This window comes from Rhizobium beringeri, from assembly GCF_004306515.1.
Lineage (GTDB): Bacteria > Pseudomonadota > Alphaproteobacteria > Rhizobiales > Rhizobiaceae > Rhizobium > Rhizobium beringeri.
In genome coordinates, this window is record NZ_SILG01000001.1 from 1511006 (window position 1) to 1523892 (window position 12887).

The 12887-nt window shown below is 60.5% G+C and carries 14 protein-coding genes; 5 read left to right on the plus strand and 9 right to left on the minus strand.

What is annotated here, in order from left to right; genetic code table 11:
- Positions 1-16 precede the first annotated feature (16 nt).
- Complete coding sequence (locus ELH03_RS07740; protein WP_128403018.1) at positions 17-1210, plus strand: MFS transporter; 1194 nt, start codon at positions 17-19, stop codon at positions 1208-1210.
- A 76-nt stretch (positions 1211-1286) separates the two neighbouring features.
- Here ELH03_RS07740 and ELH03_RS07745 read toward each other — a convergent pair whose 3' ends face one another.
- The gene (locus tag ELH03_RS07745) at positions 1287-2063 is read right to left on the minus strand and encodes an SDR family oxidoreductase (protein WP_128403017.1); all 777 of its coding nucleotides are present in this window, start codon (positions 2061-2063) and stop codon (positions 1287-1289) included.
- A gap of 108 nt (positions 2064-2171) precedes the next feature.
- On the opposite strand from ELH03_RS07745, the gene ELH03_RS07750 reads away from it, so the two are divergent.
- Positions 2172-2747, plus strand: a complete 576-nt coding sequence (locus ELH03_RS07750) for a TetR/AcrR family transcriptional regulator (RefSeq protein WP_128403016.1) — start codon at positions 2172-2174, stop codon at positions 2745-2747.
- Positions 2748-2795: 48 nt separating this feature from the next.
- Here ELH03_RS07750 and ELH03_RS07755 read toward each other — a convergent pair whose 3' ends face one another.
- A complete protein-coding gene (locus ELH03_RS07755) occupies positions 2796-3410 on the minus strand; it encodes an FMN-dependent NADH-azoreductase (protein ID WP_128412141.1) in 615 nt (204 codons plus the stop codon).
- 139 nt (positions 3411-3549) lie between these two features.
- Here ELH03_RS07755 and ELH03_RS07760 point away from each other — a divergent pair, with 139 nt between their 5' ends.
- Positions 3550-4518 (plus strand): LysR family transcriptional regulator, encoded by a 969-nt coding sequence (locus tag ELH03_RS07760; RefSeq protein ID WP_128403014.1) that lies wholly within the window; start codon positions 3550-3552, stop codon positions 4516-4518.
- Positions 4519-4559: 41 nt separating this feature from the next.
- Here the strand turns inward: ELH03_RS07760 and ELH03_RS07765 are convergent, their stop codons facing one another.
- The 4 genes from ELH03_RS07765 to ELH03_RS07785 all read right to left on the minus strand — a co-directional run bounded on the left by ELH03_RS07765 (position 4560) and on the right by ELH03_RS07785 (position 8711).
- The gene (locus ELH03_RS07765; RefSeq protein WP_128412140.1) at positions 4560-6548 is read right to left on the minus strand and encodes a bifunctional 2',3'-cyclic-nucleotide 2'-phosphodiesterase/3'-nucleotidase; all 1989 of its coding nucleotides are present in this window, start codon (positions 6546-6548) and stop codon (positions 4560-4562) included.
- A 257-nt stretch (positions 6549-6805) separates the two neighbouring features.
- Positions 6806-7210, minus strand: a complete 405-nt coding sequence (locus ELH03_RS07775; RefSeq protein ID WP_128403012.1) for a PilZ domain-containing protein — start codon at positions 7208-7210, stop codon at positions 6806-6808.
- Between the two features lie 85 nt (positions 7211-7295).
- Positions 7296-8177, minus strand: coding sequence for a DMT family transporter (locus ELH03_RS07780; RefSeq protein WP_128403011.1), 882 nt, complete (start codon positions 8175-8177; stop codon positions 7296-7298).
- Positions 8178-8249: 72 nt separating this feature from the next.
- Positions 8250-8711 carry an Lrp/AsnC family transcriptional regulator gene (locus tag ELH03_RS07785; RefSeq protein ID WP_018241729.1) on the minus strand — a complete coding sequence of 154 codons (462 nt, stop codon included), beginning with the start codon at positions 8709-8711 and terminating at the stop codon, positions 8250-8252.
- A 156-nt stretch (positions 8712-8867) separates the two neighbouring features.
- Here ELH03_RS07785 and ald point away from each other — a divergent pair, with 156 nt between their 5' ends.
- Positions 8868-9986, plus strand: a complete 1119-nt coding sequence (gene ald, locus ELH03_RS07790) for an alanine dehydrogenase (RefSeq protein WP_130806666.1) — start codon at positions 8868-8870, stop codon at positions 9984-9986.
- A 16-nt stretch (positions 9987-10002) separates the two neighbouring features.
- Here the strand turns inward: ald and ELH03_RS07795 are convergent, their stop codons facing one another.
- Together ELH03_RS07795 and ELH03_RS07800 are read right to left on the minus strand one after the other, a co-directional pair.
- On the minus strand, positions 10003-10506 hold the full coding sequence (locus ELH03_RS07795) for a DUF1203 domain-containing protein (RefSeq protein ID WP_128403010.1): 504 nt from the start codon (positions 10504-10506) through the stop codon (positions 10003-10005).
- A gap of 274 nt (positions 10507-10780) precedes the next feature.
- Positions 10781-11848 (minus strand): IS110 family RNA-guided transposase, encoded by a 1068-nt coding sequence (locus ELH03_RS07800; protein WP_130806668.1) that lies wholly within the window; start codon positions 11846-11848, stop codon positions 10781-10783.
- Positions 11849-12054: 206 nt separating this feature from the next.
- On the opposite strand from ELH03_RS07800, the gene ELH03_RS37330 reads away from it, so the two are divergent.
- Positions 12055-12291, plus strand: a complete 237-nt coding sequence (locus ELH03_RS37330) for a hypothetical protein (RefSeq protein ID WP_164902161.1) — start codon at positions 12055-12057, stop codon at positions 12289-12291.
- 30 nt (positions 12292-12321) lie between these two features.
- On the opposite strand, the gene ELH03_RS07805 is transcribed toward ELH03_RS37330, so the two are convergent.
- Positions 12322-12882: a GNAT family N-acetyltransferase gene (locus ELH03_RS07805; protein ID WP_017963991.1), complete on the minus strand. Its 561-nt coding sequence runs from the start codon at positions 12880-12882 to the stop codon at positions 12322-12324.
- Positions 12883-12887: the final 5 nt, after the last annotated feature.

Here is a 12887-nt window from a genome sequence, read left to right on the forward strand (position 1 = left end):
CGAGGGGCGTGGAGACATGAGTGATTCAATTGCACGGAAGAAAGTCGATGGCGGCGAGTTTACCGCTTTGTGTATCGGAGGATTTCTTCTTTCGATCGCCTATGGCGTGACCTTTCTGATCCCGGTGCTGGTGGGCCAGCGTGGCGGTGATGAGGCTCTGGCCGGCCTGATCATTTCGGCTGCGACTGTCAGCACCGTCATTCTCGTGATTCTGTCCGGCCACATCGCGGATGCCATCGGTTCGGCGCGGGCGGTGGCTGTCTCGGGACTATTTCTTGCCGCGTCAGCGCTGGGATTTGCCATGATTCCCTCAGCTGGGCTGAGCCTGATGGCGGTCGGTTTCATCCTCGGCATAGGCTGGGGCACCTTCTATGCGCTCGGACCCATTCTGGTCGCCGCGATCGTCGAACCCGAACATCGGATCAGGTTTTTTGCTCTGCTTTCGGGATCGATGATGTCGGGCATCGGCGCCGGACCGATCATTGGCCGCATTGCCACAGGCTGGTCGATGCCGATCGAGGCGGCCTTCGCATTTGCGTTCCTTTCCAGTCTTGCTGGCGGTGCGCTTTACTTTTTGCTCCATATCCGGCTGACCAATGCCGGCAAGATTTTGCCTCATGTCAACAAGATCTCATTTGGCTCAGCGCGTCAGGTGATCGGCTCGCGGGCCATCTATTCCATCATTATGGTCGGTATCGGCGGCGCGATTTTCGGCGGGCTGTCCAGCTTTCAGACCAGCTACGCCAAGGCGCATGGGTTCGACTACTCCCTGTTCTTCATCGGCTTCATGTCCGCCGCGATTCTGAGCCGGCTGTTCGTGGCGGGATATGTGGTCAAGAAAGACCCACTCTATTCGCTTCTGATCCTGACAAGTCTGACGCTGGCATCGATCGTGCTGTTCCTGATGCTGACATCAAATCAGCTTGCCTATCTAGGAGGCGCAGTGATGCTGGGGGTGGGCTATGGATTGACCTATTCCGTCATCAACGGCCTGGCTGCAAATGAGGCTCCAGCTGGCCTTATGCCTCAATCGCTTCTGTTATTCTCGCTGGCCTATATCGTCGGCGTCTTCGGCTTTCCGTTGGTGGCCGGCAATCTGATCGTTTCCTCCGGCATTCAGACCATGCTCTGTGTACTGCTTCTGCTTGCCGTCCTGAATTTGGCAATCGTCCTGTTTCGTCTTGCCCACCGCGCGACGCGTCAGAGCTAAGCAGAGCGTCCCAGGAGAAAATAGAAACGAAATTGGCGCGGGGCCGGGCAAGTTTGACTTGCTCGGCCCGGCTCGCTCAGGCGGCGCGGAAGATCTTGGCGCCGGATGGCGCGCTCGTCATGCCGCCGTCGACGGTGATCTCGATGCCGGTGACATTGGCCGCATCATCCGAGGCCAGATAAAGCGCTGCCTTGGCGATTTCGTCGGCTTCGCTCATGCGGCCGAGCGGGCTCATGCCGCCGATGCGGGCCTCGAGCGCCGACATCGCGTCTTCCGTCTGGGCCATCGGCGACCAGATCGGCGTCTTCGTGCCGCCGGGCGTCACTTGATTGACGCGAATGCCGCGTGGCGCAAGCTCGGACGCCATATTGCGCGTCATCGCGCGGACCGCCGCCTTGGTCGCCGCATAGGCCGACCAGCCGGGAGCGCCGAGCACCGCATGCACGGAACCGTTGAGGATCACCGAAGCGCCGTCATTGAGATGCGGCAGTGCCGATTGCACGGTGAAGAAAACCGCCGTGAGATTGGTGCTGATGATCTGGTTGAACTGCGCCGGTGATGTCTCGCCGAGCGGCGTCGCCCCGCCGATGCCGGCATTGGCGAAGACGATGTCGAACTTGCCGACCTTTCCGGCGGCTTCCGCAAAGGCCTTCTCGGTGGCGGCGGCATCGGTGACATCGACCTTCAGCGCCAATACGCCGGCTCCCAGTGCCTTTTCGGCGGCAGCGAGCGTTTCCGGGTTGCGGCCGGTGATCACCACCCTGGCACCCTCGTCGATGAAGACCCTGGCGGTCGCAAGACCGATGCCGCTGTTTCCGCCGGTGATCAGGGCGACCTTGTTTCTTAGACGCATGATTCATGCTCCTCTTGGAATTGGCAACGATCTGGATTATGATCGTTATCTATAAGGATTATGATGATAATCTACATGAGTCAAGAGGCAGTGCCGGGGAGATTTCCGATGGGCCGTTCGCAGCTGGAAAAGCAGAAGACGCACGAGAAGATTGTCGAGACCGCATCGAAGCGGCTGCGCGAGGAGGGGCTCGAAGGTATTGGCGTCGCCGACCTGATGAAGGAAGCGGGACTGACCGTCGGCGGGTTCTACAAGCATTTCGCCTCCCGCGACGATCTGGTCGCCGAGGCGATCCAGTCCGCTTTCGATTCATGGGGACGCAAACTGGAGGCCGAGGGGGTGAACCCGGCGGAGATGACGGCTGCCGATGTCGCCGATCGTTATGTGAGCGCCTATCATCGCGACAATCCCGGTGAAGGCTGCCCTTTTGCCGCGCTGACCTCCGATATATCACGCAGCGGCGAGAAGGCGCGGGGGATTGCGACGGACGGGCTCAGGCGTAATTTCGCGTCATTGGCGAGCAAGGCCGCGGGAGCGGACGATCGCGAACGGCGGCGCAGGGCGATCATGGCCTTCGCGATGATGACCGGCGGGGTCGGCCTTGCCAGGATTTCGTCCGATGAGGAACTCTCGGCCGAAATCCTGGCGACGGTCCGGGATTTTGTCGCCGGTATCGATAAATGAAAAACGGCCGGCAAAAGCCGGCCGTTCCATGAAGCGTTGAAGAGCCGATCAGGCGGCCAGTGCAATTTCCTGGACGCGCGACTTGGCGGCGTCGATAGCCTTTTCGGCCGCTTCCGGACCGAAGGCCAGGCCTTCGACATAGATGGTCTCGATATCGGTGATGCCGAGGAAGCCGAGAACCGACTTCAGGTACGGTACGGCATGGTTCAAGGGAGCGGCCGGGCCCTGCGAGTAGACGCCACCCGAGGCGAGCACCACATAAACCTTCTTACCGGTTGCGAGGCCGACCGGGCCGCTTTCCGTGTACTTGAAGGTCAGGCCGGCGCGGGCGACGTTGTCGATCCAGGTCTTCAGCGACGAATAGATGTTGAAGTTGATGAGGCCGGTGCTGATGACGATGGTGTCGGCGGCAAGCAGTTCGTTGACCAGTTTGTCGGAGGTCTCGACGGCCACGGTTTCCTCAGCGGTACGGGCCTCGGGCGGCTTGCGGATCGCACCGGTGAAGAGGTCATCGATATGCGGCAGCGGGTTGGCGGCAAGGTCGCGGCGAACGACGACGCTGCCCGGGTTCTGGCTCTTCAGCTTTTCGGCGAGATCGACGGCGATCGGCGTCGACAGCGATTCGGCACGCGGGCTGGACGTCAGAAGAAGGATGGACGACATGGTGCATTTCCTTTCGAATTGAATTTGACGGCCCGTTGCTGGGAGGTGAGCCGCAGTCTCGATGAGGAAAATAGGTCTGGCCAGCTATCGAAAAAACGGTGATAATGTCGATCGAAACTATCGATGGAATGGATAGAAAATGCTGCCGAACCCGACTCTGGACCAATTGCAGGTGTTTCTGACCGTTGCCGAGACCGGCAGCTTCTCGGCCGCTTCGCGGGCGCTGAACCGTGCGCAGTCGGTCGTGAGCTATACGATCGCCAACCTGGAGGCGCAGCTTGAAGTGCCGCTTTTCGAGCGCTCCGGCGCGCGCCAGCCGAAGCTGACGGAGGCCGGCAAGGCAATGCTGGAGGATGCGCGGCGCATTCTGGGCGACCTGCAAGTCATGCGGGCGCGCGTCAAGAGCCTGAGGGAAGGGCTCGAAGCGGAGGTTTCCGTCGCCATCAGTGTCATGGTGCCCTCACGCGCGGTTGTCGACGTGCTCCGGGAATTCCGCGAAATGTTTCCCTCCGTTTCGCTGAGCCTCAACGTCGGCGAGCTCGGAATGGTCATGGATCTCGTCCTGAGCGGCAAGGCGACCATCGGAATAGGTGGTGCAATCGTCCAGCAGGACGATTCGATTGTCACGGAACGGATCGGTCATTCCTTCATGCTGCCCGTTGCCGCGCGCAACCACCCGCTTGCCGGGATCGCTCGGCCGCTGACGCTGGGCGACGTGCGCGAGGAAGTGCAGCTCGTCGTCACCGATGCGTCGGGCCGGACGAAGGGGCGCGATTTCAACGTTCTCTCCTACAAGACGTGGCGCGTCAGCGATATCGCAACGAAGCGCCAGCTCATCAAGGCCGGTCTTGGCTGGGGCGGCCTTCCGGCGCCGCTGATCCATGACGATCTCGTGAGCGGCACGCTCGTCCATCTCGATCTGGATGCCTACGAACAGGGAGAGTATCCGATATATTCGGTACGCCAGCTCGCCAACCCGCCCGGACCTGCCGCCACCTGGATGATCGACGCGTTCCGCACGCGGCTTTCCGCCTGCCCGCGCGCAGCCGATTTTCATGCGCAGATGGCGGAACTGTCTGAACCCGCTACGCCGCTTGCGGCCGAATGACGAAGGCGCGGACGCCGCGCCTTCCCCGACATTTCTTTCGCCTAAAGAACCAGCCTGAACTTTGAGAAACCGTCGGCCCCTTCGCCGGCATCCTCGATCTTCACGCTCTTGACCTCAGCGAGGAACTGCCTCGCCTTCGGGCCGCTTTCGAAGGTCGCGGTCGTGCCCGGGAGCGGCTTGAAGGTCCAGTTTGCGTCAGCCGACGGATTGATCGTGCCCTGATCATGGATATAGCGGACGATGACGTCGCGGTTGGTATCCGGCGCCTGGAAGATCACCTTATCAGCGGTGATCTCAGGGAAATTGCCGCCGCCGCCGGCGCGGTAGTTGTTCGAGACGACGACGAACTTTTGAGCCGGATCGATCGGCTTGCCATTGAAGGCGAGGTTTTGGATGCGGTTAGCGTCCGGATTGATCGGCTTGCCTGATGAATCATATTTCGGCGGCTGCGACAGGTCGATCTGGTAGGTGACGCCGTCGATCACGTCGAAATTGTAGGATGGGAAATCGTTGTTGAGCAGCGCCGCATCCTTCGAGCCCGCCTCGATGTGATTGAACATGCCGGCTGACATTTCGAGCCAGTTCTTCACCTGGGCGCCGGTGATGGCAACAGCCTGCACCGTGTTCGGATAGAGATAGAGGTCGGCGACGTTCTTGATGGCGATATCGCCAGCCGGAACGTCGGTATAGTAGTCGGCGCCGCCGCGACCGCCGGCCTTGAAGGGAGCCGCCGCCGAAAGCACCGGCAGATCCTTGAACTTGGTGTCGGCGAGCATTTGCTTGATGTACCAGGTCTGCGCCTGTGAGACGACCTGCACTGAGGGATCGTCGGCGACCAGCGCGAAGTAGGAGTAGAGCGGTGCGGACGTCTTGCCGACCGGGGTGCGAACATAGGTAAGTGTCGCCTCGTGCTCGGCCTTGGCGGCTTCGACCACTTCCTTCTTGTCGGCGTAGTCGGCAACCACCTTCTTTTTGTCGTCGCGATGGTAGATCGGCCGTGCTTCCGAGGTGAAATCGACGATCTTCCAGCTGTTGCCGTCCTTTTCGAGCAGCAGGTCGATAAGGCCGAGATGCGAGCCCCAGAAGCCGGCCATCACGGCGGGCTTGCCATGCAGCGTGCCCTTGACGGGATCGGCATTGGTGACGCCGTCCCAGCTCTTCGGGCCGGGGAAGACGAGATGCTGGTGGCCGGTGAAGATCGCGTCGATCCCATCGACGGCGGCGAGGTGCAGCGAGGCGTTTTCCATCTTTTCGGACGGTGCGCTGCCATCGATGCCGGAGTGCGATAGCGCAATCACGATATCGGCCCCGGCTTCCTTCATGGCGGGAACCCAGGCCTTGGCGGCCTCGACGATATCGCGTGTCTGCGCCTTGCCTTCGAGGTTCTTGATATCCCAGAGCATGATCTGCGGCGGTACGAAACCGATGAAGCCGATCTTGACGGGGCTTTCGTTGCCGGCGCCGTCCCTTATCTGCTTTTCGACGATGATGTAGGGCTTGAAGAAGAGATCGTCCTGCTTCGGGTCGGAGGCGAGCTGGCCCTTGGTCAGGTTGGCGCAGACGAAGGGGAAGTTCGCGCCTGATAGGACCTTGAACATGAAGTCGAGGCCGTAGTTGAACTCGTGATTGCCGAGCGTGCCGACCGTATAGCCGAGCGTGTTCATCGCCTTGATCACCGGATGGACGTCGCCGTCCTTCATACCGTGCTGATAGGCCATATAGTCGCCCATCGGATTGCCCTGCAGCACGTCGCCATTGTCGATCAGCAGCGAGTTGACGGCCTCGGCGCGGATGCCGTCGATGATCGTCCCGGTGCGCGAAAGGCCCATCGTGTCGTTCGGCTTGTCGGCGTAATAGTCATAGGGGAAGACGTTGACGTGAATGTCGGTCGTTTCCATCAGCCTCAGATGCGCCTGGTTGGCGCTAGCGCGGGCGCTGAAAGGATGCAGCAGCACCAGGGCGGAAGTGGCGGCGAGGCCGCCGAGCAGGGAACGGCGGCTCATTACGCCAACATCGAAAATGGAAGACATGGAAACTCTCCTTCAGGATCATGCATCGTCCGGCCCGTCAGAATTAGGACGATTTGGCGAGGAGTACACTGCGAAAATGACAGGACGTCAAAACAATCCGCCGGAAAAGCGTCATGGCTCTGAAGTGCAACTTATGGTACAGTTACTCGGCGCCAGGCTGCCGCGGACGTAAGGCCACGGTCACCCTCTGCGGTCAGTTTCAACTGTAGCCGTTGGAGCGATCTCAGCCGCTCCTTCGGCGCAAAGACCGGGCAACCTTACGGGTTTGGCGTCGATGTCGCTGAGTGAGGCGTCCGCTCGACGTTGGCGGCGGTTCTAACCAGCGGGCGTACTGCCAGTACTGGCCGCATTTCCTTATGGAAAAAGCGGAAATAGGAGGAGATCTGTGCCCGTGCATTCGAATTCACGTCGAACTGGATGCCGACGCGGCCATTGTGCTTCCAGCGGATGACGCCTTCGAGCAGCCCGAGGTTTTCGGCCTCGATGCGCACCTTGCTGCCGGAGGCGGCATGGAGCGGCCCTTTCATCTCCAGGGCGGCACCGGTTGGCGATAAGTTGAGGATGCGGGCATCCACCTGGCTGTTCAGATATTTGACATGGCCGAACACGCGGCAGCTTTTCCGGTCGGCCTTTCGGGCCGTGATTTTCAAGTTGCGGGTCATACTGTCTCCCTTGGTATAGCCGGGGAGCATAGCGCCGGAAAATTGAAATGGTTTTAGGGGCTTGGCTAAAATTGCAGTGAAACCGTCAATTGGCGGCCGCCGCTCTGCGTCCCACCACATGTTCGCGCCAGACGGTGAAGATGCCGGCGGCGACCACGATCGCCGAGCCGACGATCATGTTGAAGCTGAGCGTTTCGCCATAGATCACCATGCCGATGATAGAGGCGTAGACAAGTGACAGATAGGTCAGCGGTTGGACGGCGGCGGCATCGAGAACATCGTAGGCGCGGATCAGGAAATAATGGCTGGAGATGCTGGTCATGCAGACGAGCGCCATCCAGCCCCAGTCGGCCGGCGCCATCCAGCTCCAGTAGAACGGCCCAACCAGCGTCATCGTGACGCCGCCGACGACGCCGGTATAGAAGAAGCTGGTCATCGACGAATCGTAGCGGCTGACCAGGCGGGTGGCGATAACGTAGAAGGCGAAGTTGAAGCAGGAAATGACGGCGAGAAGCAGCTTGAGGTCGAAAAATTCGCCTTCCGGCTTCAGGATCAGCAACACTCCGAAAAGTCCGGCGCCGATCGCTGCCCACCGCCGCCACCCGACCCGTTCGCCGAGGATCGGCATCGCCAGCAGAGCGATCAGGATCGGCGTCGCGGAAAAGATCGCCTGTGAACGGGCAAGGCCGATCACGGCAAAACAGGTGATGGCCAGAACCACCTGAACCGCAAGCAGAACGCCGCGCGTCACCTGCAGGAAGGGGCGTTTGGTGCGGGCCGTCGCCTTGATCCCGCCGCGCATCTTCGACGCGAGGATGATCGTGAAAAGTGCGAAGGCCCAGTAGCGGATCATCGTCACGAAGATCGGCGGATAGGCTGTCGCCAGATGTTTCGAGATGGCGTCCTGCAGCGAAAAGATGGTGAGCGCCAACAGGGCGAAAATATAGCCGTGGGTCTTCGATGTCATGACTTGCCAATGAGCGGGAAACGCCCGCGCGCATCGAAAGTCTGGACAGGCTTTCGGCAAAGATGCAAGGCCTCAAAGGCCGACATTCGGCTTGTCGATGATTTCTCTGAGCGCGAAGCTGGAATTGATCTTGACGACGTGGGGAAGGGCCGACAGCCAGTCGCGGTGGATGCGCTCATAGTCCTCGAGATCACGGGCGGCGACCCTGAGGATATAGTCGTATTCGCCCGACATCAGGTAACAGACGAGCACGTTCGGACAGAGCTTCACCGCCGCCTCGAATTCCGCCAGCGTCTTGGCGAACTGGCCGGAGAGCGAGATATGCACGATGGCGATCATCTTGTAGTCGAGCGCCTTGTGTGAAAGCCGCGCATGGTAGCCGCCGATGACGCCGCTTCTTTCCAAGATATCAAGCCGGCGCGAACAGGCCGAAGGCGACAGTCCAATCCTTTCGGCAAGCTCGGCATTGGTCATGCGGGCATTGGCCTGCAGCGCCTTAAGAATCGCAAGATCGATGGTGTCGAGATCGGCCATTCGAAGAACCTTCGAAGAAAGATAGAAAGACTGCAATAATCGCCGAAAAATCGCGTCTTCGCAAATCGTCTTTGCAAGGACATTTCACTGCCTTGATGGTTGGATTCCTCATCTGAAAAATCCGCCGCCGCGGAGATAAAATTGAGAGGAACGCGCATGCGTGTCGGTTGCCCGAAGGAAATCAAGAATCATGAATATCGCGTCGGTCTGATGCCGGCTTCGGTGCGCGAATATGTTGCCCACGGCCACGAGGTCTGGGTGGAGACCAAAGCGGGCGTCGGTATCGGCGCTGATGATGCCGCCTATGCCGCGGCCGGCGCGAAGATCGCCGCCTCCGCCAAGGATATCTTCGAAAAGTGCGACATGATCGTCAAGGTGAAGGAGCCGCAGCCCGCCGAATGGGCGCAGCTCCGTGACGGCCAGCTTCTCTACACCTATCTGCATCTGGCGCCGGATCCCGAACAGACCAAGGGTCTCATCGCCTCCGGCGTCACCGCGATCGCCTATGAGACGGTGACCGACGAGCGCGGCGGCTTGCCGTTGCTGGCGCCGATGTCGGAGGTCGCCGGACGCCTGTCGATCCAGGCGGGAGCGACCGCGCTGCAGAAGGCCAATGGCGGCCTCGGCGTCCTGCTCGGCGGTGTACCCGGCGTGTTGCCGGCCAAGGTCGCGGTCATCGGCGGCGGCGTTGTCGGCCTGCATGCCGCCAGGATGGCTGCCGGCCTCGGCGCCGATGTCAGCATCCTCGACAAGTCGCTGCCGCGCCTGCGCCAGCTTGACGATATCTTCTCGGGCCGCATCCACACGCGTTATTCCAGCATCCAGGCGCTGGAGGAGGAAGTCTTCTCGGCCGATCTCATTATCGGCGCCGTGCTGATCCCGGGCGCTGCCGCTCCGAAGCTCGTCACCCGCGAGATGCTCTCCGGCATGAAGAAAGGCTCCGTCATCGTCGATGTCGCCATCGACCAGGGCGGCTGCTTCGAGACCTCGCATGCGACGACCCATTCCGATCCGACCTATGAAGTCGACGGCGTCGTGCATTATTGCGTCGCCAACATGCCGGGCGCCGTGCCGGTCACCTCGGCGCACGCGCTGAACAATGCCACATTGGTTCATGGCCTGGCGCTTGCCGATCGCGGCCTGCGCGCCATCGCCGAAGACAAGCATCTCAGGAACGGCCTCAACGTGCACAAGGGCCGCATCACCAGCAAGCCGGTCGCCGACGCACTGGGCTACGAAGCCTTTGCGCCGGAGAGCGTTCTGAACGTAGCGTAAGCTAGCTGACTCTAGGTTAGGCGCCAGCCTCCGCCAGGGCCGGCGCCTTTACCTTGTCGATCCGGCATTGGAAGCAGTTGTTGCGCGCTGAGCGCACATGCACATAGGCGATATCAGATCGTCCCAGCAACTCTTCGCCATAGGCTGGAATATCGCCGATAGCAGTCACCGCGCCGGTGCCGTAGACGATGCGGTCGTTCTCGCTGTAGCCGCGGACGATGAAGTCACGGCTCGTCGTCAGCACCGGAGGCATGATCTCTTCGGCGGTATAGCGTGCACAAGGCTGCTTGTGCAGGAAGATCGGGCCGGTTTCGGCATAGGGCTGCAGTTCGGGGAAGGGCCGGTAGGCGAAGACCAGCAACGCCTCGCCGGCATCGATATTCTGAAGGCAATGGCGGCAGGGATGACCGGGACCATCGGAAACGATCGTCTCGGGCAGCCTGTCATAGGCGTCGCAGCCGCCGTTCCAGAGGTGTTCGGCGTCGGTCGTCGGCATGGCAACAAAACGAATGGCGGTCATGGCAGATCTCCAATGAAAGAACTCAAGGGGCAAAACACCTGCATTTGGCGGCTTTTCCTTGGGTTCGGTTGGTTCTTGACCGGCGTTCGTGCCGATCGGCTAAAGTCTCTTCCTTCCGCTGGACAGGTTGTTTCCGTCCTTCGGTTCTTGAACCATTCTCCAATGCGTGACCTGATGCCGCTTCTGGCTTCGGTCACAGAGTGGCGTTCGGCTCCCGGTTTCCCATTCTCCTTGAGAAGCGCAGCCCAGTCCTGCCGGGCTCGCTAGACTGCCATCAGGACAACCGGGATATCGTCGACGCGCCTTCCATGGTGCTTTCGCCGCGCGGCTCGTAGGCGCGCTGGTCACGCAGGATCTGGAAGGTGATCGTCAAAAGCTTGCGCGCAATCGCCACCCGCGCCTTGTTTATTCCTTTGATCTTCAGATGCTCGTATTGGGCGCGCAGCTGTGGATCGCTGGCGATGGCAGGAGCGACGGCTTCGACGAAGGCCCAGCGCAGCCACTTGTTGCCCTGCTTGATGATCTTGCCGTGGAAGGTCTTGCCGCCGGAGGAATGGGTCGACGGCACAAGCCCGGCATAGGCGGCAAGCTTCTTCGAGTGGCGGAACCGCGATATGTCGTCGATCTCCGCATCGATCAGCCGGGCGAAGAACTCGCCGATGCCGGGGATCGTCTTCAACAGCTTGACGTTGGCATTGGCCTTGGTCATCGCCCGGATCGTTGCTTCCGACTGTTTGATCCGCATGTCGATGTCGCCGATGAAGGCGAGACCCTGGTCAATCTGGATGCGGTCGATCTCAGAGACGTTCACTTGAGCCAGCTGGACGCGGCCGGCCTTGCCAAACAGGTCGCCAAGCTTCTTCAATTGCGCCGTCTGCTCCGGATAGCGGTCGAACACCGTGACGATGCGGTTCTTGGTCATCGTGCGCAGGCGCACGTAAAACATCCGCTCGCGCAGCGCGACGCGAAGGTCCCGCGATCTCTCGCTTGGCGCCCAGGCTTCGGGTACCAGATCGGCTCTGAGCAGATGTGCCAGCACCGTCGCGTCGATCTTGTCGGTCTTGATCTTGGCGTCGGCGATCGCCTTGACCTTCAGCGGATGAGCGAGAACGACATCATCACAAATGTCGTCGAGCCAGTCGTACATCACCATCCAGTTGCGCGTCGCTTCGACAACCGCATGCGAGTTCTCCCGATAGCGTTCGAGAAACCCGCCGAGCGACTGTCGGTCGTTCTTCACCCGGCCGGATCTCAGCGTCTTGCCGCTGCTGTCCTGAACCACCAGGTGGCTGTAGGATTTGTGGTAGTCGACCCCGATATGGTATTCATAAGAGGCAGTCATGCTTCCAACTCCCTTATTGAGATCTTCGAAACCCCAATAGGATAAGCCGAAAGGCTGGAAGTGTGACTGTCCCTCGATCATCATCTGCATCTCAGTGATCCGTTCTCTCAACGGGCGCGGCCTCTTTCATGCCACCTCCTTTGTGATTGCCATGAAATGCACCTGGACGAGCGCGCAAGCCACCCGATTCTTGCCTGCGTCTGCATATGAGATCGCCGGGGAGCGAAAAGCGGCGTATCTTCTGTTCGAACGCTGTAAGGCGAAAGGAGAGCCCCTTGGCCGACGTCGATCTCGCGCTGCTGGCGCAACAGAATGCAGAAATACTGGAAGAGCTCAGGGCTCTGCGCCGGGAAGTGGCGGAACTGAAGGAACAGTCGGGCCGCACGCTCGATTTCGAGCGCCGCAACGACCCGCGCCGCCCGAACAGCCTGACGCAACGTTAGCCATCTCCCCTTACGTCAGGAAAGAAGCCGTCAGCTTTTCCGCGCTATCTCCAGAAGCTCCTTGTCGCTGAGCGGCCGGACAATGCCGGTGCCGGTCGAAACGGGGGAGAAGCCGTACATCTGGTACAGCTGCAGCGCACGCGGATGGTCGAGATTGTTGGTGGTGGTGGTGACCCGCTTCGGATTGAGCGACCAGATGGCATAGAGCGCCTGCAGCAGGAACCATTTGCCGATGCCGAGACCGAGCGCATGTTCGATCAGGCCGAAGTGGCTGAGCTCGATCATATCCTCGTCTTCGCAGAAATATTCGTAGAAGCCGGCGGGGGCGCCGTTCACGTAGAGAACGCTGATATTGTTGCGCTTGTCGTTCAGCGTCTCGGCAAGCTGCTCGTCGCTCATGCGCAACCGATCCACCCATTGCCAGCGCGCACCCACCTGCCGGTAGAGATAGCGGTAGAAGGGCAATGGGATCTCGGGAGCGCGCATGATCGCCGTCTGGATATTGACGGGCACCGGCATGCTTGCCTTCGGCGGCGCCGTCATTTCGAGCCGGGTGATATGAGCTTTCAGCGAAGCGGGTGTCTTCCCCATGGCGA